Here is a 19598-nt window from a genome sequence, read left to right on the forward strand (position 1 = left end):
GGGCGCGGTCGTGCGGAACGGGACGTGCGCTACGGGCGCAGCGCCGGCTCCCGCTGCAGCTTCTGCTGGTCGAGCTCGGCGTCGTAGGTCGCCAGCGGCTTCGCCTTGGCCGGGTCGGCCTCGACCGAGGCCGGTGCGACGCCCGCCCAGTCCAGGATGGCCGCCGTGGCCTGTGCCTTCTCGTCGGGCACCAGGCCCTCGACGTCGGCTCCGTGGTTGGCGCCGGGCGCGGTGAAGACGTGGGTGTCACGGGTGTGCTTGCCCGGGCGGAAACGCTCGGAGCCCCACGGGTCGTTCTCGCCGTAGACCCACATCATGCGGGTGGCCTTGTGCCGGACCCAGGTGTCGACGTCCCGCATCGCGTCGTGCTTGAACTTCATCGGGATCTCGCGCGGTACGAAGTTCCGCGGCGGCTGGTAGCCGTAGCGGGTCAGGCCGTCCAGGTGCGGGACGCTGATGGTGGGCGCGCCCATCTCGGTGCCTGCCTGGTAGTAGTACGGCGTGTACGGCTCCAGGCCCTGGTCGGTGTAGGCGGAGAACCCGGAGACCTCGTCGACGTAGTCGTAGATCTCCTGGTCGGTGGCGGTGGTGGCGTCCGGCACGTCGGCGCAGTCCGCCTCCAGGCCGTACTGCCAGAAGCCCCAGACCAGGTCGAGGACGACGGCCTCGTAGGCCTTGTCGAGGGTGCCGACCGTCGTGAACGTGGCGTCCTCGGACTTCGCCCAGTCCGCGTACTTCTTCTCCAGCGGCTCGCGGCGCACCAGGGCCTCTCGCTGCACGGCGTTCAGGGCGTCGCGGCACTCGGCGGTGCCGACGGTCTCGAAGAACTCGTCGTAGGCCGAATCCTCCTTGTTCACCACGTCGTTGGGGGCGACGTAGGCGACGACGCCGTCCATGTCGCGCGGGTGGAAGCGCTCGTAGTACGTGGCGGTCATGCCGCCCTTCGAACCGCCGGTGGCCAGCCACTTCTGGTCGTAGATCGGCTCGAGCGCCCGGAAGATGCGGTGCTGGTCGTCCGCGGCCTGGCGGATGTCGAGCTTCGACCAGTCGGCGGGCTCGGGGCGGGACGGTGTGAAGTAGCGGTATTCCAGGGAGATCTGGTTGCCGTCGACGATCCGGGTCGGCTCGCTGCGGCCCGGGGTGGTGGAGACGCCGTAGCCGGAGGTCTGGAAGACCGTGGGGCGCGCGGTGTCCTTGTGCAGCACGGTCAGGCGCTGCTGGAAGGTCCCCTTGGACGGGCGACGGTGGTCGACCGGCTGCTCGAAGTTGAGGACGAAGTAGCGATAGCCGTCGTAGGGCTTCTCCTCGATCAGGCTCATGCCCGGTATCGCGAGCAGCCGTTCCTTGATGTCGGTGCTCGCTCCTGCCTCCGGCTGTGCGGCGGTGGCCGCGCCGGCCGTACTCACGGTGCCTATCAGCACCACGAGCGACAGCAGCCATCTGAGCGCCTTGCTCATGCACCCTCCCCTTGGTTCACGTGTGTGCGCCGGAACCTAGCGGAGCAACCGGAGTGGCACCAGGGGCGGTTGGGGAAAGGTCACGTATGCCCGGATCGGGTGGGGAAGGCCGCGGCGGGGAGCATCAGCACAGTATCCAGCCGGAGTTGACCGAAGCCCTGCCGACGGTCGCCTTGATCCGGACGCAGCGCTTGCCCGCGTGGACGTTCACCGGGCCCGCGTACCGCGTGAAGCGGCCCTCGTTCTTGACCGCGCGGTGGCCGCGGGCCTGCACGCTGACACTCATGTGCCGCCGCTTTCCCGGGCGTTCGGCATGGGCGGTCACGCAGACGAAACCGCTCTTGCGGTAGATCTGCACCGTGCCGGTGGAGAAGGAGAGCCCCCGCGCCTTGTGCCCCGAGCAGGCTGCCGCGTGCGCCTGACCGCCGGCGGGTCCGAGCAGAGCGAGCAGCAGTCCGGCCACGAGCGTGCCGACGACCGTCGCCCACCGCCGCCGGCCGGATATCGCCGCAGAATCCACTCCTGCCCCCTCCCCGCACAGCAGCGTACTGATGTACGGACGCGGCAGGGGATCGGATGGTTGCGGCGGCCCCGGGCCGGTGGACGCGTCGCACGACGGCCTGCCGCTCTGCGTAGCTTCACGACTCCTCAGGGCAACACTCGGCCTCATATCGCGTGAGGGTTGCGTTATTAGCAAGCGCCGTGCACATTTGAGTTGCTGCATGGTGGACGCGAGTGCGCCCGACGTCCGGAAGGACCACGGCGCCGCAGGGTCCACGTGCTCCCGCGACAGTCACAGAGGCGCCCGCAGTGCCTTCCTGAGCGATGAGGACGACATGCCAGAACAGACCATTGATCCCGAGCGCCGACCCTCGACCGGGCCCGACCCCGACGGGGTGGCGAAAGCCTCGCCGCGCAAGGTGCTGGTCGCCGCCGGCGCGGGGCACTTCGTCGAGTGGTTCGACCTGGGCATCTACGGCACGCTGTCGACGATCATCGCGGCGAACTTCTTCGCCGACGGGGACGAGACCGCGGCACTGCTCTCGACGTTCGCCGTGTTCGCCGCGGGGTTCGTGGTGCGGCCCCTTGGCGGGCTCTTCTTCGGGCCGCTGGCGGACCGGATCGGCCGCAAGCGCGTCCTGGCGATCATCGTCCTGGTGACGTCGCTGACCACGTTCGGCATGGGGGTCCTGCCCACCTACGCGACCATCGGCGCCGCCGCGCCCCTGCTGCTCGTGGCCCTGCGGCTGATCCAGGGGTTCGCGGCAGGTGGCGAGACCTCGAGCGCGGTCAGCATGCTCTTCGAGTACGCACCACGGAACCGGCGCGGCTACTACACCAGTTGGAGCGCCGCCATCGGCTTCCTGGCGTTCGTGGTCGGATCCGGCCTGGCGCTCGCCCTGACCGCAGGACTCGGTGACGCGACGATGTCCTCCTGGGGCTGGCGGGTGCCCTTCCTCCTCGCGCTGCCGCTCGGCATGACCGGCCTCTACCTCCGTCTGAAGATGGAGGACACCCCGGAGTTCCGCGCCATGAAGGAGTCGGGGGACATCTCGGACTCACCGACGCGCGAGACGTTCCGCACCGCGCGCGTGGCCATGCTGGTGCTCGCCGGAATCATGGTCATCAAGGGCGTGGGCCACTGGATGCTCCAGACCTTCATGGTGAGTTACCTGCAGAACACGATGGACTTCAGCAAGGTCCACTCGTTCCTCGCCGCCACCGTCTGCCTCGCCGTGGTCGCCGTCCTCGTACCGTTCATGGGACTGCTCTCGGACAAGATCGGCCGCAGGCCGCTGCTGATCGGGGGCACGGCGGGGATGCTGGTCCTCGCATGGCCGGCCCTCCAACTGATGGCGCTGCACAACACCGCGTTCGCCATCCTCGGCATGGTGCTTCTGGGGCTGCCGCTCGCCGCCTACGACGGCGCGATCAACGCCGTGATGGCCGAGCTCTTCCCGCCCAGGATCCGCTCCGGCGCCATCGCCATTCCGTACAACATGTCCGTGACGCTCTTCGGCGGCACCGCGCCGTACGTCGCGACCTGGCTGATCGGGGCCACGGGCAACGACTTCTCCCCCGCCTTCTACCTCATGCTGGCCGCCGCCGTAACGCTGATCACGGTGCTGCGCTGGGTGAAGGAGACGAGCGGCCCCAAGGCGGACATCACCGTCGAGGGCTGATCACCGGCGGACACGGCCGCCGGACCGCCTCCGGCCCGCATCGCGCCCCACCTCCCCCGCACTTACGCCCCGAAAGGCCGCCATGCCGCCCGCACCCGCCCCGAGTCCCGACCCGCTGCTGACGGCACTGCGCCGGCACCGGCTCGTGGCCATCCTCCGCACCCGGACCGAGGCTCCCCTCCTCGACGTGATCCGCGTCCTCGCCGACGCGGGCGTACGGATCGTCGAGGTCACCGTCCCCACCCCGGGCAGCACCGGGGCGATCCGCACGGCCGCCGCGGAGTTGGGCCCGGAGGTACTGGTCGGAGCGGGCACGGTCACCCGCGCCGAGGAGGTGACGCGGACCGCCGAGGCGGGCGGACGGTTCATCGTCTGCCCGCACACCGATCCCGCACTGATCGGTGCGGCCCGGGCCGCGGGGCTCGGCTCCCTGCCCGGCGCGTACACGCCGACCGAGGCGCTCACCGCATGGCGCTGCTCCGCGTCGGCGGTCAAGATCTTCCCGGCTTCCCAGCTCGGCCCCCGGTATGTCGCCGACCTCGCCGCGCCCCTGCCTGATCTGCCGGTCGTACCCACCGGCGGCGTGGAGGTCTGCGACATCGCCCCGTACCGCGAGGCGGGAGCCACCGCCGTCGCAGTGAGTTCGCCCCTGATCGGTGACGCGCTCGCCGGCGGTTCGCTGGCCGAACTGCACCGCCGCGCACGCCGCTACGTCCACGCAGCCGAAGGTGCCCCCGTATGAACAGGCAGTCCGCCGTCGACCTGACCACCCTCGGAGAGACCCTGGCCGTCCTCGCGCCCGACCACATCGGGCCTCTGCGGCACGCGCGGTCCCTCGGTCTCACGGTCGCCGGGTCGGAGTCGACGGTGGCGATCGGGGTGCGGCGCCTGGGGCACTCGGCCGCCTGGGCCGGTCGGGTGGGCGACGACGAGCTGGGCCGCCTGGTGACGGACCGGCTGCGCGGCGAGGACCTGAGGGTGCACGCCGTCACCGACGCGTCGGCACCCACCGGTCTGTTCCTCAAGGACCAGCCGCTCGCGGGCAGTCGGCGCGTCCACTACTACCGCGGCGGCTCGGCGGGCTCACATCTGTGTCCCGAGGATCTGCCGCCGGGTGTTGTGGAGGGCAGCCGGGTGGTGCACACGTCCGGAATCACCTCGGCGCTGTCCGACGCGGCCGCGAGGACGGTTCGCACGGCACTGGCCCGGGCCCGGTCCGTCGGCGTCACGGTGTCCTTCGATCTGAACCACCGCACCCGGCTGTGGTCCGACGAGCGGGCCCGTACGGAGCTGTGGCAGGTGGTGCCCCTGGTCGACCTCCTGTTCGCGAGCGACGACGAGGCGGCGCTGCTCGTACCGGAGGCGGGGGGTGACCCGGAACGGGCCGCGCACGCCCTGCGGGAGCACGGACCGGAGACGGTCGTGGTCACCATGGGCGCGGCCGGTTCGCTGTCCGTCGGCCCCGAGGGCGTACGGCTCGGGGCCGCGCCGGCCGTCCTTGAGGTCGATCCGATCGGTGCGGGGGACTCGTTCGTCGCGGGCTATCTCTCCGCGTTCCTCGACGGGTGCGCGGAGCCGGAACGCCTGGTCCGGGCCTCCGCGGTCGCGGCCGTGTGCGTGGCCACCCAGGGGGACTGGGAAGGGCTGCCGGACCGGGCGGTCCTGGAGCTCGCGCTCGCGCCGGCCGGCACCGTCACACGGTGAACCCGACGTCGTGTACCGGAGGTTGACGGAACGGGGCACGCGGAGGCGGGCACCGACCCGCGAGTCGGCCGGCCTCCGCCCCCGTGCCGGATCACCCGACGCTGGGCGCCTGCACCGGTCCCAGGTAGCCGAGGCCGACACTGATGGTGTCCGCGGCCTCGATGACGACGCTGCCGAGCGCGTCCTGGCGGTCGTCGAGCGCGATGGCCGAGAGCGCTCCCGACAGCGAAAGGGCCGCCACCACCTTGCCGGTGTGGTTGCGCACGGGAGCGGCGAGGCAGGCCCGCCCGAGGGCCAACTCCTCGACCTCGGTGGCGTATCCGCGCTCCTCGGCCTCCGTCAGGCTCTCCGTCAACTGCTCGTGGCCGGTCAGCGTGCGCGTCGTGTAGGCGGTGAACGGTTCCTCGCCGAGCAGGTCGACCCGCTCCTGCGCGGAGAGTCCGAGCAGCAGGCACTTGCCCATGCCGGTCGCGTGCAGCGGGTTGCGCTGCCCCATCAGCGAGAACGACTTCTGCGCGAGGTGGCCCTCGACATTGAGCAGGTAGAACAGCTGGTCCCCGGAGAGCACCGCCACGTTGGCCGCGAGGCCGAGCTCCGCGGCGAGACGCTGTGCGACCGGGCGGGCCTGGCGGTAGATGGAGTCGTTGTTCAGCGCGACACCCGCCATCGTGAGGACGGACGGCCCCAGTTCGTAGAGCTGACTGACCGGGTCGCGGCGCACCAACTGGGCGCTCTCCAGGGTCGAGAGCAGTCGCGAGGTGATGGAGAGGCCCAGGCCCACCTCCTTGGCGACGTCGGAGACCCGGAGGGCCGGCCGGCCCAGCGTGAAGGCGTTGAGCACGGCCGCGGCCCGCTCGACGCTCTGATTGCCACCGCGTTCAGAAACCATGGAGCAATCCTGATTCACACTTCCGCTATTAGCAAGGCATGTGCGAAATGCGAAGAAGACGCAAGGGAGGCGACACCACGACAGTCGTGTTCAAATAACGGCACTCGCTTGCACTATTAGCAACTGCGGCGCATGGTTGATGAACCGGCAACGACGAAAGGCCCGAGCCAGATGCGCATCACCGACGTCAGGACGTTCGTCCTGAAGATCCAAGGCCCCCAGGCGTACCTCGGACGACTGGACGACGGCGCGGAACTCACCGCAGACCGCGGCTATGTCGTACGAGAGCCCTGGCGCAGCCTGTACTCGGGACGCTTCGAGACCCTGCTCGTCCGAGTGGACACCGACGAAGGCCTCAGTGGCTGGGGCGAAGCACTCGCCCCTGTCGGCCCGGAGATTCCCCGGGCCGTGGTGGACCGGCTCCTGGCCGGATGGCTCGTCGGCCGCGACCCCCGCGGCGTACGCCCGCTGTGGGAAGAGATGCGTCAACTCATGCGGGAACGCGGCCATCTCGTCGGGCACCAGGCGGACGCGATGGCCGCCGTGGACATCGCCCTGTGGGACCTGCACGGAAAGATCACCGGCCTGTCCGTGGCCGAGCTCCTCGGCGGCCCGCTGCGCACGACCGTCCCCGCGTACGTCTCGGGCCTGCCGGAGCCCACCGACGAGGCGCGGGCCGCGCTGGCCGCACAGTGGGCAGGCAAAGGCGCGACGAGGGTCAAACTCGCCCTCGGCAAGGGCATCGAGGCCGACCTCGCCACCTTCGACGCCGTCACGGCGGCGGCACCCTCGCTGGCCGTCGCGGTCGACGCACACTGGGCCTACCGGCTCGGCGAGGCACTCGAACTGGGCCGTGAACTCGACCGCCGCAAGGCCCTCTTCTACGAGGCCCCGCTGGCGCCGGAGGACATCGAGGGCCACCGCGAGCTCGCCGGACAGCTGTCCACACCGGTCGCCGTCGGGGAAGCGCTGCGCAACCGCTACGAGTTCGCGGACTGGCTGACGCGGCGGGCCGTACGCCTCGCGCAACCGGATGTGGCCCGCACCGGCATCACCGAAGCCATGGTGATCAGCGATCTGGCCTCCGCCCACCATGTGCCGGTCGCCTGCCACCACTCCGTCGGCCTCGGCATCGCGCTGGCCGCCGGCATCCACGTGTCCGCGGTCGCCACCGACAGCCCCTTCTTCGAGTTCCAGGCCGACGTCCTGCCGGTGGCCCAGAGCATCCTGCGCACCCCGCTGGCCGCGGACGCCTCCGGCTACGCGCTGCCCACCGGCCCCGGGCTCGGCATCGACGTCGACACCGAGAAGATCACCGCACTCTCCGAGGAGCACTGACCATGGCCAAGCCGCCCACCGGCCTCATTCCCATCCTGGCGACCCCCTTCACCTCGGCCGGAGAGCTGGACGTCCGCTCGCTCCACTCGCTCGTGGAGTTCCAACTCGACGCCGGTGTCGACGGGTTGGCCGTCTTCGGCATGGCCAGCGAAGGCTTCGCCCTGACCGAGCGGGAGAAGGCCGTCATCCTGCACGAGGTCCGACGGGTGACCGGCCCCGGCCTGCCCGTCGTCGCCGGCGTCAACGGCACGAGCACGGTCACCGCGCTGGAACAGGCCCGGGCCGCCGCGGACGGCGGGGCCGACCAGCTGATGGTGCTGCCCCCGTTCCTCAGCAAGCCCGCACCCGACCAGGTCGGCGAGTTCTTCACCGACGTCGCGGCAGGCGGTGGAGCGCCGGTGATGGTGCAGGACGCGCCCGGCGTCACCGGAGTGACCCTGCCCGCGCCGACGCTCGCGGAGCTCTCGCGCGTCCCCGGCATCACCTCGGTCAAGGTGGAGACACCTCCCACCGTCACGAAGATCGCCGCCCTGCGGGGCCTGCTGCCGGACGAGTTCGCCGTACTCGGCGGGCTCAACGCCCAGGCGCTCATAGAGGAGTACGACCACGGGTCCGTCGGCACCATGCCGGCCTGCGAATTCGCCGACCTGCTGCGGCCGTTGCTCGACGATCTCGCGGCCGGCCGGCGCGACGACGCGCGCGCCGCGTACCACCGGCTGCTGCCGCTGATCCACCTGGGCGTCCGGCCCGGCCAGGCCTGGGCCGTGCACAAGGAGGTGCTGCTGCGCAGGGGCGTCATCGCGTCGGCCGCGGTGCGCCTTCCCGCACGGCCCCTGGACTCCGTCACGCAGAAGGCGCTGAACGAGATCCTCGACGACCTCCCGCTGCCGTCCTGGCGCGCACCCGTCACCACCGGATGAGGCCGGTGCCCGCCCGCCGGCCGGGTCAGCGCCGCGTCACAGCCGCCTCCCGCTCCGGGTCCGCCTCGCCGATGAAGGTGCGCCAGAGGCGGGCGTAGGTGCCGTCGAGGGCGAGGAGTTCGTCGTGGGTGCCGTCCTCGGCGACCCGGCCGCCGGCCATCACCACCACGCGGTCCGCGCGGGCGGCCGTGGTCAGGCGGTGGGCGACGACGAGCGTGGTGCGGCGGCCCGCGAGCCGGTCGGTGGCCTGGTTGACCTGTGCCTCGCTGGCCAGGTCGAGTGCCGCGGTCGCCTCGTCGAGGAGGAGGACGTCCGGGTCGACGAGCTCGGCGCGGGCGAGAGCGATCAGCTGCCGCTGTCCTGCGGAGAGGTTGCGGCCGCGCTCGGTGACATGGTGCAGATAGCCGCCCTCCAGGGTGGCGATCATCTCGTGCGCGCCGACCGCGCGTGCCGCCGCCTCCACCTGGGCGTCGCTCGACTCGGGCCGCCCGTAGGCGATGGCGTCGCGCACGGTGCCCTCGAAGAGGTACGCCTCCTGCGGCACCACACCGAGCCGGTGGCGGTACGAGGTCATGTCCAGGTCGCGCAGATCGGTGCCGTCGGCGGTGACCCGGCCGGCGGTCGGGTCGTAGAACCGGGCGACCAGCTTGACCAGGGTGGACTTGCCGGCGCCGGTCTCACCGACGAACGCGACGGTCTGCCCGGCGGGGATGCGCAGGCTGATCGCGCTGAGCGCCTCCTCCTTGACGCCCTCACGGACCGGGACATCGGCCGGCGGCTCCGCGCCCTCGCCCGCCCCGTACGCGAAGTGGACGTCCTCGAAGGCGATGTCACCGCGCAGCGAGACGACCTCGAGCGGCTCCTTCGCCGCCTTCGTCGAGGTGGGCTCCTGCAGCAGCTCCTGGATGCGCCCGAGCGAGACCGATGCCTGCTGGTACCCGTCGAAGACTTGCGAGAGCTGCTGCACCGGCGCGAAGAACAGGTCGATGTACAGCAGATACGCCACGAGCGCACCCGTGGTCAGCGTGCCCGCCTCGACCCGGCCCGCCCCGACGATCATGACCGCCGCGGCCGCGACCGTCGAGAGCAGCTGGACGAACGGGAAGTAGACGGAGATCAGCCACTGGCCGCGGATACGCGCCTGCCGGTAGCCGTCACTGCGCTCGGCGAACCGGTCCGCACCCGTCCGCTCCCGCCGGAACGCCTGCACGATACGAAGGCCCGACACCGACTCCTGCAGATCGGCGTTCACCACCGAGACCCGCTCACGCGCCAGCTCGTACGCCTTCACGCTGGACTTGCGGAAGAAGTAGGTGCCGATGATCAGCACCGGCAGCGTCGCGAACACCACGAGCGCCAGCTGCACATCGATGACGAGCAGCGCGACCATGATGCCGAAGAAGGTGACGACCGAGACGAAGGCGGTGACCAGTCCGGTCTGCAGGAACGTGGACAGCGCGTCCACGTCCGTCGTCATCCGGGTCATGATGCGCCCGGTCAACTCCCGCTCGTAGTAGTCGAGTCCGAGCCGCTGCAGCTGGGAGAAGATCTTCAGGCGCAGCGAGTAGAGCACCCGCTCGCCGGTGCGGCCGGTCATCCGGATCTCGCCGGTCTGCGCGGCCCACTGCAGCACCACGGCGGCCAGCGCGAGCGCGGCCGCCGTCCACACGGCGCCGAGCGCCGTCTGCGTCACGCCCTCGTCGATGCCGTGCCGGATCAGGACCGGTAGCAGCAGGCCCATGCCCGCGTCCACGGCGACCAGTGCGAGCGCGAGCAGCAGCGGCCGCCGGAAGCCGCTGAGCAGCCTGCGCAGCCCGTACGACTCCTCCGCGGTGACCGCCCGCGCCTCGTCGATGTCCGGGACGTCGTCGGCCGGCGGCAACGCGTCGACCTGCGCGAGGAGTTCAGGCGTCGCCGGAGTGCCGGCCAGCGCTGCACTCTCGGCGTTCTTCGGCTCGCGGTCCCCGGTCCACAGCCGGGGCGTCGTGCCGCGCTCGGCGTCGAACTCGGCGTCCAGCTCCGCGCGTACGGAGGTGTCCGCTTCCTCCTCGGCCGGGGCGGGCGGCAGATGGCCGGGGGACACTCCCCCGAGCTCGTCCGGGTCGGTGAGCAGACGCCGGTAAAGCGGCGAGCGTTCCTGCAGCTCGTCATGGGTGCCGATGTCGCTGAGGCGGCCGGCGTCCAGGACCGCGATGCGGTCGGCGAGGCCGAGTGTGGAGCGGCGGTGCGCGATGAGCAGGGTCGTGCGGCCCGCCATCACGCCGCGCAGCGCCTCGTGGATCTCGTGCTCCACGCGCGCGTCGACGGCGGAGGTGGCGTCGTCGAGTACGAGCAGGCGCGGGTCGGTGAGGATCGCACGGGCGAGCGCGAGGCGCTGGCGCTGGCCGCCGGAGAGGGTGAGGCCGTGCTCACCGACCTTGGTGTCGTAGCCCTCCGGCAGCTCGGCGATGAAGCGGTCCGCCTGGGCCGCGCGGGCCGCCGCCTCGATCTCGTCCTGGGTGGCGTCGGGCTTGCCGTACGCCAGGTTGGCGCGGACCGTCTCGGAGAACAGGAAGCTGTCCTCCGGCACCAGGCCGATCGCGGCGCGCAGGGACTCGAGGGTGAGCTCGCGGACGTCCTGGCCGCCGACCAGTACGGCGCCGTGCGTCACGTCGTAGTAGCGGGGCAGCAGCAGGGACACGGTGGACTTGCCGCTGCCGGAGGCGCCGACGACGGCGACGGTCTCGCCGGGCCGGATCTCCAGGCTGAAGCCGTCGAGCACGGGGCGGCCGTCCTCGTAGCCGAACGACACGTCGTCGAACTCGACCGTCGCCGGGGCGTCCGCCGCCAGCTCCTTCGTGCCGTCCGTGATCACCGGTTCGGTGTCGATCAGTTCGAGCACCCGCTCCACGCCGGCCCGCGCCTGCTGACCGACGGTGAGCACCATGGCGAGCATCCGCACCGGCCCGACGAGCTGCGCGAGATACGTCGAGAACGCCACGAACGTACCGAGCGTGATCTCCCCGCGCACCGCCAGCCAGCCGCCCAGCGCCAGCATCGCGACCTGCCCGATCGCGGGTACGGCCTGCAGTGCGGGGGTGTACTTCGAGTTCAGCTTGATCGTGCGCAGCCGGCCCGCGAAGAGCTTGCGTCCGACCGCCCGCAGCTTGCCGGTCTCCTGATCCTCCTGCCCGAAGCCCTTGACCACGCGTACGCCGGACACCGAACCGTCCACGACACCCGCCACGGCCGCGGCCTGCGCCTGGGCGTACCAGGTCGCGGGGTGCAGGCGGGTCTTGCTGCGCTTGGCGATGAACCACAGCGCCGGCGCCACGGCGAGCGCGACGAGGGTGAGCGGCAGCGACAGCCAGGCCATGATCACGAGGGAGATCAGGAAGAGCAGGATGTTGCCGATCGTCATCGGCAACATGAAGAGCAGGCCCTGGATCAGCTGCAGGTCACTGGTCGCCCGTCCGACGACCTGACCGGTGGACAGCTCGTCCTGCCGCTGCCCGTCCAGCTTGGTGATCGTCCGGAACATGTCGGTCCGCAGATCGTGCTGCACGTCGAGCGCGAGCCGGCCGCCGTAGTACCGCCGGATGTACGCCAGTACGTACACGACGAGCGCGGCACCGATCAGGAGCCCCGTCCACACCCCGAGCGAGCGGGTGGGGGTCTCGATGACGTCGTCGATGATCACCTTGGTGATCAGCGGGGCGAGGGCCATCACGCCCATACCGCCGAGCGAGGCCCCGAGCGCGAGCACCACGTCCTTCGGGTACCGCCATGCGTACCCGGTCAGGCGTTTCGCCCACCCCTTGCCCGCGTCCACCTCGGCTGCCACCTGGGCCCTCCCGTCGATCCGATCTGCCGGAAGCACCAACACGGACGAACATCGATTTCATCCCGCTGCAACAAACAGGCACTCGCGACCTCGGTCACCGCGCGTGATCTGCGGCGCCGCGACTCACCGCGATGCGGCGCACGTCGGTTAGGGACTCGGTCATCCGGGCGAGCAGGAAGCGGAGCTGCGGGGATGTCGCGCGCCGGTCGACGAGGAGGTCGGCCGCGTGGGCGAGGAGCTCGGCGGCCATCTCCAGCTGTACGCGTTCGGTGGCGTCGGCCATCCGGGAGATCAGGCCGCCTTCGCCGCCACCGATCAGGTAGCAGGGCTTGCCCTCCGGTCCGGCCCACGGCAGCAGCCTCACGCCGGCACGATCCTGGCCGTCCTCGTCCTCGTCCTCGTCTTTGTCTTTGTCTTTGTCGATGTTTTCGCCCACCACATGTGCCACACCGGCCACCCGACCCTCGACTGTCGCTGTACGTACGGAACTCGTCACAGCCTGCGAGCGGGCGGGCTAGGCTCGCCAGGGGTGCCGGGGTGACCAGGCAGACGTCACAGGGGAGTTGACGGTGTCGAACAAGTACGGCGACTGGCTACGGGGGCGGCGCGAGGCCGCCGGGCTGACTCAACAGGAGCTGGCCGACTCGGCGATCATGACGCGGTCGCACATCGCACACATCGAGGCGGGGCGGCGAGTGCCGTCGCCGGACGATGCACGGCGGCTGGATCGGGCGCTGGGGACGGGGGATGTGCTGGCGAGTTTCCTGCCGGAGCGGGACATGGCCATCGCCGAGTACTTCGAGACTGCCCGTCTGCTCGAGCAACAGGCCGTGTCACTACGCGAGTTCGCCCTGTCCTTCATCCCAGGCGTCCTGCAGACACCGGCCTACGCCCGCACGGTGCTGAGCACCACGTTTCCGCCACTTCCGGCCGACGAGCGTGACCAGCGCGTCGTCACACGTCTTCAGCGAGCGGAACTCCTCGACGACCCGGTGAAGCCAACGTTCTGGGCCCTGCTCGACGAGGCGGTGCTGCGCCGCACAGTCGGCGGTCCAGCCGTCATGGCCGACCAACTAACTCATCTGATCGACCTGGTGGAGTCCACGCGCATCCGCGTGCACATCCTGCCGTTCGATCTGGGCATGCACCCGCTGATGTCGAGCATGCTGACACTGATGGCCTTCGACGATCAGCCGCCAGTGGCGTACGCAGAGGGGGTCCGGTGGAGCAAGATCCAGGACTCGCCAACCGTCGTTGAAGAGCTGGAGAATCGCTACCAACTCGCCCTGGCCGACGCGCTCCCACTCAATGAGTCACTCGCCCTACTGAAGGCCCGAGCAAAGGACTACGGACACCGTGACTGACCTCGCCATCCCTGACGCTTCCGCCTTTTCCGGCTGGCGCAAATCCTCGTACAGCAACGACACCGCCGGCAGCTGCCTCGAAGTCCTCGACACCCACCCCTCCGGCACCCCCGTCCGCGACTCCAAGAACCCCGCCGGGCCGGCGCTCCTCTTCACCTCCCCCGCGTGGTCGGCCTTCGTCACCGCGGTCGCCGGGGATGAGCTGTCCTGAACGCGGAACCCCACCTCGCCGCCCGCCCTTTCGACGCGGTCCTGTGCGACGTCGACAACGTCATCCGCTTCTACGACCCGGCCCCACTGGCCGAGCTGGAACGCACACTCGGCGTGGCCGAAGGCACCACGCAGCAGATCGCCTTCTCCCCCGAGGTCGACGGGCCGTTCCTCCTCGGCAAGATCTCCCCACAGGCGTGGCGCGACGCCATCGCCTCGGAACTCTCCCGCCGACTGCCGGAAACCTCCGCCCGCGAACTGGCGTCGACCATGACCCGCGCACCGTTCCGGGCCGACGCCCCAGTGGTGACCCTGCTCCGTAGAATCAGGCAGCACGTCCCCCTGGTTCTCGTCACGAACGCGTCCACGGACCTGGAGCGCGACCTCGAGACGATGGGACTTACGGACCTCGCGGACCACGTCGTCAGCAGCGCCCGAGTGGGAGTCGCCAAACCCGACCGAGCGATATACGAGATCGCGGCAGCCCGGGCCCAAGTCCCCGCCCACCGCTGCCTGTTCGTGGACGACCGCGCGGAGAACGTCGACGCCGCGGTCGCACTCGGCATGACCGGTGTGCACTACGGAGGCCCCGCGGACCTTCGGTACGCCGTGGATGCCCTACCCGGCGAAGGGCACGTGTCGGGCCGCTATCAATGAGCACGTCGGCTGCACACCTTGCACTCGACGGGCAGTAGCCGCGCGACAGGTTCGCGGGCCGTCATCACGACGAGGCGGCAGCCGTGGCCGCAGGCCAGCCGCCCTCGGTCACAAGGCCCGCCGGAAACGCAACTCCGTCGAGCGGTACGCAACCGCTCGAAAGCAGTGACGCAGCATCGCTACCCGCTACCAGAGGGCCTGCCCAGCCGGACTCCACATCGCAGGCATCTGCATGGGCCCGCTCCTTGCTCCAGGCGAAGCGAGCCAGGGCTTGTCGTGCTTGTCGCTCTTACGATGCGTTCTGATCTGTCGATTGGTCCATGACGTAGATCGTCGTGCCGCCTGGGTCCTGATAGGTGGCCAGGAAGCCGCCGGGAATCTCCGAGGGCCCCTCGACGACGACCAGGGCCTCAGCACGCGCCGCGTGGAAGGTCTCGACGCTGTCTACGACGAACAAGGGCCCTACTGCGGCCTCGGGGTCGTTGGCATCGAGCATGACCTGCACGTCGCTGCCCGGGAGGGCCAGGGCAACGGTCGCCTCGCCCTCACGCCACATCTCGGTGAAGCCGAGACTGTCCCGATAGAGGGCCAGCGAGGCCGCCAGGTCGGAGGTCGGGATGAACATGAACTCGAGCTTCATGGCAGATCCTTCCGCATCGTGGCGTAACTCAATCTCGCTAGACCGTAATCGCATTATGCTCTGGAGGGGAGCATTATGGCCAGGTGCGCGAGTGGATCCCGATGTCGACCTCCCCGAAGGGCAGACTCGCCCTCGCCGCGGTCAAGGAGTTCGGGGCACGCCCCTTCGACGAAGTCACCGTCGCTGAACTGGCCGCAGCGGCACAGGTCACCACGGGTGCGCTGTACCACCACTTCGGCAGCAAACTCGGGCTGTACACCGTGGTGCGGGAGGACGTAGAACGACGCCTCCTGGACCGCATGGAAGGCGCACTGGCGGCCAGCGGACCTGAGTCGGATCAGTCCGCATCCATAACGTCGGCCTTGCTCGTCGGTCTGGACTTCAGCGTCCGCGAGGACTTCCTCCGCATCCTGGGAGACCCTCCCGCGGGCGCCGACCAGGACCCTCTTGCCGAAATGCTCAGTCGGGCGGCAGTTCCGACGACACCGGTTCTCGGCAGAGTGCTGGCGGCGGCCTGGCGCGCGGCCCTTTCCTCGGTCGCCGAAGGCGCCGAGCCTGAGCACGCCCGCGCTGCCATCGCGGCTCTGCGAATCGACCCGACCACCAGTGACTGAAGATCTCGCGAAAGCCGCACGGACTACATTTCCGGCGAAGGGCACCGGCACGGCAAGCCCCGACGGTTTCCTGAATCCGGTGTGAGCTGCACCGACCGGCTGGTCAGGTCGAATCCGCGGACGTCCGCGTTCTGTCGTGGCCCGATCGGGGCGGTCGAGCATGCCCGCCGACCCCGTAAACCGGTGGACACCCCTCCGGCACTGGGCGAGCATCGCCGCGATGAATCACGACCCCCTCTCCGGCCTCGCACGCGTCCGCTTCGTCGAGCTCGGCGCGAAGGCCCTACGGGCGCTCGCCGGCGGTGATCTTGCCGGTGGCAGTGCCGAGGCCGGGATCGCCCTCGACGAGTACTTCGTCTGCGACCGGGCCCGCTGGGTCTTCGGCTACCGCGCGGACCAACTCGCCGAGGACCCGTCCGTGGCGCCCTGGATCACCCGGGCCGCGGTGTCCAGGGCGGACGGAGCCGTCGTCGGTTACGCAGGGTTCCACGGGCCGCCGGACGAGACCGGCACGGTCGAGCTCGGCTACACCGTCGTGCCCGCGTACCGCCGCCGGGGCTACGCCCGCGCGATGCTGACGGCGCTGCTGGCCCGGGCTGTCGCCGAACCCGGCGTCACGACCGTGCGGGCCTCCATCAGCCCGGACAACGACGCCTCCCTGGCCACCATCGCAGGCTTCGGTTTCACGCGCGTCGGCGAACAGTGGGACGAGCGCGACGGACTCGAGTTCGTCTTCGAGGTTCCGGCGGACGTGATCCCCGCAGAGCGGCTCGAGGGCTCCGGCGGACGTGGCTGATTTCCCCGCCGAACGCCCATGAACGGTGAAGGGCTGTACGGGCCAGGGTGAGTTGGGCCGGCCGCCAGACCCGGACCCGTACGGCGAACGCCGCTCCAGGAGCGGACTCCTCTCGACCGTCGACACCCCAGGAGCGGACTCCCCTCGACCGTCGACACCCCAGGAGCGGACTCCCCTCGACCGTCGACACCCCAGGAGCGGACTCCCCTCGACCGTCGACACCCCAGGAGCGGACGCCTCTCGACCGTCGCCCCTCGACCGGTGACGGGCCGCACGCCCCACCCGGCGCCCGTCAGTCCGAGACGAGGTGGAGGAGCGCCGTGCCGGTCGGGCCCGTGGTCATCTGGATGACGACGGCCTTCGGCTGGGCGGACGGGGCGTCGGTGGCGGTCGGGCCGCAGGTGGTGCCGCTGCCGGTGGCGCGGAGGGCGGTGATGCAGCCCTGGCCCGGGCCTCCCGCGCCGCCCGATGCCTTGCCGTTGCCCGACTTGATCCGGTACTCGACTCTGTTGCGCTCGACCTTGGTGACCGAGAGGGTCGCCTGCCCGTCCGGACCGTCGAAGCGGATCTCCGCCGGATCCGCGACCGTGACCTCGCAGTTGCCGTCCTTGCAGGCGGCGAGGTCGTCGCCGTCCGCGGCCGTCACCGACGGGGAGGGCTCGGCAGGCGGGCTCGAAGTGGCGGGCGCCGGACTGGACTTGGCCTTCCCGGAGCCCGGCGAATCGCTGCGGTCCGCTTCGTCCTGACCGCCGCCGCAGCCGACCAGCGACACCGCCGCCAGCACCGAAAGCACCGCCCCGGCGCGCCTGGCCACCCTTGCCGACCTTGTCTCCATACCGCTCTCCCACCCATCGCCGCCCGCCCCACCGCGACCGCCCGCGCGCGACCGCCGCGGTCAGTCTTCCCCGTACGGGACGACGCCGTACCCTCCCGGTCGGTTGCAGCGGTCGACGGACCGTACTTCGATGAACGTATGACGGAGTTGGAGATCAACCTCGTAGTCGCCGACCCGGAACGCAGCCGGGCCTTCTACACCGCACTCGGCTGCTCCCTCCGGCCGATCTCGCGGGATCCGGACGACGTCCAGGCGTGGATGGCGGTGGACGGGCCGCTGCCGGTCACCGTGCACAGCGTCGAGTTCGCCCGCTGGTGGGACACGACGGGCCCGAGCGTCTCGCCCGGCTCGACGGTCGTCGACGTCACGGTCGACCGGACGACCGCCCACCGCATCCTCGACGCCGTACCCGCCTACGGAGGTGAGGTCGTCCAGCCCTTGCGCAACATGCCCTGGAGGCAGGCCTACGCCATCCTCACCGACCCGGACGGCTACCGCTGGGGCGTGAAGACCGACCTCGCCGAACAGGAAGGGAGCGCTTGACCCAGGGGTCGTCGTCCGGATCGGCACGGGGCAGCGGCGGCAGCCTCAGCCCGCCGCCGTGGCGATGACCTCGTCCAGGATTTCGCGGGTGTAGCGCAGGTCGTCGATCGAGCGGTCGATCCGGCCGCGCTCCTCGGTCAGTTGCTCCAGCAGCCAGGGGGTCGCCTTCTCGGACGGGCCGCCGTCGTAGTCGCGCATGCACGGCAGGACGCGCGCGATCTTGTCGGTGTTCAGGCCGGCGGCAAGGAGTTGCTGGACGAGGATCACGCGGTCGACGGCAGCCTCCGGATAGTCCCGGTGGCCACCCGGTGTGCGATCGGACGCGAGCAGGCACTTCTGCTCGTAATAGCGCACGGAACGCACGCTCACGCCCGTACGCCGGGACAGCTCGCCGATCTTCATACGCCTCGGCCCCTCTCCGTTCGCCACACGCTCCGGGCCGGTCGTCGTGCGACCCGGGACTTGAATCTGACACCGGTGTCAGATTCTACGGTGCTCGCATGACGAACACACCCACTTCCCCGCTGCTCGCCCCGTACACCGCCGGCAGCCTCGCCCTTCCCAACCGGCTCGTCATGGCGCCCATGACCCGGTACCGCGCCCACGCGGACGGAACGCCGCTGCCGGTGGTCGCCGAGCACTACGCGCAGCGGGCGGAGGCCGGACTGCTGGTCACCGAGGGAATCTGGCCGCACCGCAGAGGCCAGAGCGGCTGGCGGCTCCCTGGCCTCGAGACCGAGGCGCACGTCTCAGGATGGCGCGCCGTGACCGATGCCGTGCACGCCCGCGGCGGGCGGATCTTCGCGCAGCTCATGCACGGCGGGCGCCAGGGGCACCCGCTCTCGCGGCTGCTCGGCGACATCCCGGCCGGCCCGTCCGCCGTCCGCACCCCGAGCCCCGTACACGTCAAGGACGGCAAGGCCGAGGCGCCGCTGCCGCGCGAGATGACGACGGCCGACATCCGTACCGCGATCGACGATCACGTGGCCGCCGCGCACAACGCCCTGCGGGCAGGCTTCGACGGCGTGGAGATCCACGGCGCCAACAGCTACCTGACCCACCAGTTCCTCGCCGACAACACCAACCTCCGCACGGACGCGTACGGGCGCGAACGGACCCTGTTCGCCGTCGAGTTGGTGACCGCGGTCGCCGAAGCCGTCGGCGCGGACCGGCTCGGACTGCGGCTCTCGCCCGGCAATCCGCAGTTCGGCATGGCGGAGCGTCACCCGGGTCCGGTGTACCGCGCGCTGCTCGACAGGCTCGACCCGCTGGGCCTGGCCTACCTCCACCTCACCGACAACGACGCCTACCCGGCCCTCGCCGATCTGCGGCCCCACTGGAGCGGCACCCTCATCGCCAACGTCGGCGAGAACCACGCGCCCACCACCCAGCTCCAGGGCGAACAGGTCCTCGCCGCGGGACGCGCGGACCTCGTCTCCTACGGGCGCGCGTTCCTCACCCACCCCGACCTGCCGGCCCGTATCGCCGTGAACGATCCGCTCGCCACACCCATCGACATGGCGCACCTGTACACGCACGGCGCCGCGGGCTACACCGACTACCCGACGCTGGAGGAGGAGCGGGCGCAGCAGCGCAAGCGGACCGTCGTCACCGCCGCGTCGTGA

Annotated in this window: 20 protein-coding genes; 12 read left to right on the forward strand and 8 right to left on the reverse strand. The window is 70.7% G+C overall.

The features are described from left to right. Window positions 1–29: 29 nt before the first annotated feature. On the reverse strand, window positions 30–1457 hold the full coding sequence (locus tag DSC45_RS06355; RefSeq protein WP_119287947.1) for an alpha/beta hydrolase family protein: 1428 nt from the start codon (window positions 1455–1457) through the stop codon (window positions 30–32). Window positions 1458–1581: 124 nt separating this feature from the next. After that, entirely contained in the window at window positions 1582–1977 is a 396-nt protein-coding gene (locus DSC45_RS06360) for a hypothetical protein (protein ID WP_119287949.1), read from the reverse strand. Between the two features lie 316 nt (window positions 1978–2293). Between DSC45_RS06360 and DSC45_RS06365 the strand changes: the two genes are divergently transcribed. From DSC45_RS06365 to DSC45_RS06375, 3 genes are all read left to right on the forward strand, one after another. Beyond that, window positions 2294–3640 (forward strand): MFS transporter, encoded by a 1347-nt coding sequence (locus tag DSC45_RS06365; RefSeq protein ID WP_119288415.1) that lies wholly within the window; start codon window positions 2294–2296, stop codon window positions 3638–3640. Window positions 3641–3722: 82 nt separating this feature from the next. After that, window positions 3723–4382: a bifunctional 4-hydroxy-2-oxoglutarate aldolase/2-dehydro-3-deoxy-phosphogluconate aldolase gene (locus tag DSC45_RS06370; RefSeq protein ID WP_119287951.1), complete on the forward strand. Its 660-nt coding sequence runs from the start codon at window positions 3723–3725 to the stop codon at window positions 4380–4382. Beyond that, window positions 4379–5344, forward strand: a complete 966-nt coding sequence (locus DSC45_RS06375) for a sugar kinase (protein WP_119287953.1) — start codon at window positions 4379–4381, stop codon at window positions 5342–5344. Before DSC45_RS06370 ends, DSC45_RS06375 begins: the two co-directional genes overlap by 4 nt. A 91-nt stretch (window positions 5345–5435) precedes the next feature. On the opposite strand, the gene DSC45_RS06380 is transcribed toward DSC45_RS06375, so the two are convergent. Beyond that, window positions 5436–6233, reverse strand: a complete 798-nt coding sequence (locus DSC45_RS06380) for an IclR family transcriptional regulator (RefSeq protein ID WP_119287955.1) — start codon at window positions 6231–6233, stop codon at window positions 5436–5438. Window positions 6234–6404: 171 nt separating this feature from the next. On the opposite strand from DSC45_RS06380, the gene DSC45_RS06385 reads away from it, so the two are divergent. Both DSC45_RS06385 and DSC45_RS06390 read left to right on the forward strand, forming a co-directional pair. Next, a complete protein-coding gene (locus DSC45_RS06385; protein ID WP_119287956.1) occupies window positions 6405–7571 on the forward strand; it encodes a mandelate racemase/muconate lactonizing enzyme family protein in 1167 nt (388 codons plus the stop codon). Between the two features lie 2 nt (window positions 7572–7573). After that, window positions 7574–8491: a dihydrodipicolinate synthase family protein gene (locus tag DSC45_RS06390; protein WP_119287958.1), complete on the forward strand. Its 918-nt coding sequence runs from the start codon at window positions 7574–7576 to the stop codon at window positions 8489–8491. A 25-nt stretch (window positions 8492–8516) separates the two neighbouring features. On the opposite strand, the gene DSC45_RS06395 is transcribed toward DSC45_RS06390, so the two are convergent. Continuing rightward, a complete protein-coding gene (locus DSC45_RS06395; protein ID WP_119288417.1) occupies window positions 8517–12302 on the reverse strand; it encodes an ABC transporter ATP-binding protein in 3786 nt (1261 codons plus the stop codon). Window positions 12303–12408: 106 nt separating this feature from the next. Further along, window positions 12409–12678: a hypothetical protein gene (locus tag DSC45_RS06400; RefSeq protein ID WP_119288418.1), complete on the reverse strand. Its 270-nt coding sequence runs from the start codon at window positions 12676–12678 to the stop codon at window positions 12409–12411. Window positions 12679–12883: 205 nt separating this feature from the next. Between DSC45_RS06400 and DSC45_RS06405 the strand changes: the two genes are divergently transcribed. From DSC45_RS06405 to DSC45_RS06415, 3 genes are read left to right on the forward strand one after another with little or no spacing between them, the layout of a single operon-like run. Further along, window positions 12884–13678 (forward strand): helix-turn-helix domain-containing protein, encoded by a 795-nt coding sequence (locus DSC45_RS06405; protein WP_119287960.1) that lies wholly within the window; start codon window positions 12884–12886, stop codon window positions 13676–13678. After that, the gene (locus tag DSC45_RS06410; protein ID WP_119287962.1) at window positions 13671–13889 is read left to right on the forward strand and encodes a DUF397 domain-containing protein; all 219 of its coding nucleotides are present in this window, start codon (window positions 13671–13673) and stop codon (window positions 13887–13889) included. Before DSC45_RS06405 ends, DSC45_RS06410 begins: the two co-directional genes overlap by 8 nt. Continuing rightward, window positions 13886–14545, forward strand: a complete 660-nt coding sequence (locus DSC45_RS06415) for an HAD family hydrolase (protein WP_119287964.1) — start codon at window positions 13886–13888, stop codon at window positions 14543–14545. Before DSC45_RS06410 ends, DSC45_RS06415 begins: the two co-directional genes overlap by 4 nt. Window positions 14546–14834: 289 nt before the next feature. On the opposite strand, the gene DSC45_RS06420 is transcribed toward DSC45_RS06415, so the two are convergent. Next, on the reverse strand, window positions 14835–15185 hold the full coding sequence (locus DSC45_RS06420; RefSeq protein WP_119287966.1) for a VOC family protein: 351 nt from the start codon (window positions 15183–15185) through the stop codon (window positions 14835–14837). Between the two features lie 83 nt (window positions 15186–15268). Here DSC45_RS06420 and DSC45_RS06425 point away from each other — a divergent pair, with 83 nt between their 5' ends. Together DSC45_RS06425 and DSC45_RS06430 are read left to right on the forward strand one after the other, a co-directional pair. Further along, window positions 15269–15799, forward strand: a complete 531-nt coding sequence (locus DSC45_RS06425) for a TetR/AcrR family transcriptional regulator (protein ID WP_119287968.1) — start codon at window positions 15269–15271, stop codon at window positions 15797–15799. 220 nt (window positions 15800–16019) lie between these two features. Continuing rightward, window positions 16020–16595, forward strand: a complete 576-nt coding sequence (locus tag DSC45_RS06430) for a GNAT family N-acetyltransferase (RefSeq protein ID WP_119287970.1) — start codon at window positions 16020–16022, stop codon at window positions 16593–16595. A gap of 292 nt (window positions 16596–16887) precedes the next feature. On the opposite strand, the gene DSC45_RS06435 is transcribed toward DSC45_RS06430, so the two are convergent. Continuing rightward, entirely contained in the window at window positions 16888–17409 is a 522-nt protein-coding gene (locus DSC45_RS06435) for a hypothetical protein (protein WP_240434493.1), read from the reverse strand. A 159-nt stretch (window positions 17410–17568) separates the two neighbouring features. Here DSC45_RS06435 and DSC45_RS06440 point away from each other — a divergent pair, with 159 nt between their 5' ends. Beyond that, on the forward strand, window positions 17569–17973 hold the full coding sequence (locus tag DSC45_RS06440) for a VOC family protein (protein ID WP_119287972.1): 405 nt from the start codon (window positions 17569–17571) through the stop codon (window positions 17971–17973). A 45-nt stretch (window positions 17974–18018) separates the two neighbouring features. On the opposite strand, the gene DSC45_RS06445 is transcribed toward DSC45_RS06440, so the two are convergent. Further along, on the reverse strand, window positions 18019–18375 hold the full coding sequence (locus DSC45_RS06445) for a MerR family transcriptional regulator (protein ID WP_119287974.1): 357 nt from the start codon (window positions 18373–18375) through the stop codon (window positions 18019–18021). Between the two features lie 98 nt (window positions 18376–18473). Here DSC45_RS06445 and DSC45_RS06450 point away from each other — a divergent pair, with 98 nt between their 5' ends. Then, entirely contained in the window at window positions 18474–19598 is a 1125-nt protein-coding gene (locus DSC45_RS06450; protein WP_119287976.1) for an alkene reductase, read from the forward strand.

This window comes from Streptomyces sp. YIM 130001, assembly GCF_003574445.1.
GTDB lineage: Bacteria > Actinomycetota > Actinomycetes > Streptomycetales > Streptomycetaceae > Streptomyces.

Bases quoted from the DNA above. Each gene is read 5' to 3' on its own strand.
- DSC45_RS06445 (WP_119287974.1), bottom strand. From the start codon at position 18,375: ATGAAGATCGGCGAGCTGTCCCGGCGTACGGGCGTGAGCGTGCGTTCC.
- DSC45_RS06440 (WP_119287972.1), top strand. From the start codon at position 17,569: ATGACGGAGTTGGAGATCAACCTCGTAGTCGCCGACCCGGAACGCAGC.
- DSC45_RS06450 (WP_119287976.1), top strand. From the start codon at position 18,474: ATGACGAACACACCCACTTCCCCGCTGCTCGCCCCGTACACCGCCGGC.
- DSC45_RS06365 (WP_119288415.1), top strand. From the start codon at position 2,294: ATGCCAGAACAGACCATTGATCCCGAGCGCCGACCCTCGACCGGGCCC.
- DSC45_RS06385 (WP_119287956.1), top strand. From the start codon at position 6,405: ATGCGCATCACCGACGTCAGGACGTTCGTCCTGAAGATCCAAGGCCCC.
- DSC45_RS06375 (WP_119287953.1), top strand. From the start codon at position 4,379: ATGAACAGGCAGTCCGCCGTCGACCTGACCACCCTCGGAGAGACCCTG.
- DSC45_RS06390 (WP_119287958.1), top strand. From the start codon at position 7,574: ATGGCCAAGCCGCCCACCGGCCTCATTCCCATCCTGGCGACCCCCTTC.
- DSC45_RS06355 (WP_119287947.1), bottom strand. From the start codon at position 1,457: ATGAGCAAGGCGCTCAGATGGCTGCTGTCGCTCGTGGTGCTGATAGGC.
- DSC45_RS06370 (WP_119287951.1), top strand. From the start codon at position 3,723: ATGCCGCCCGCACCCGCCCCGAGTCCCGACCCGCTGCTGACGGCACTG.
- DSC45_RS06380 (WP_119287955.1), bottom strand. From the start codon at position 6,233: ATGGTTTCTGAACGCGGTGGCAATCAGAGCGTCGAGCGGGCCGCGGCC.
- DSC45_RS06420 (WP_119287966.1), bottom strand. From the start codon at position 15,185: ATGAAGCTCGAGTTCATGTTCATCCCGACCTCCGACCTGGCGGCCTCG.
- DSC45_RS06430 (WP_119287970.1), top strand. From the start codon at position 16,020: ATGAATCACGACCCCCTCTCCGGCCTCGCACGCGTCCGCTTCGTCGAG.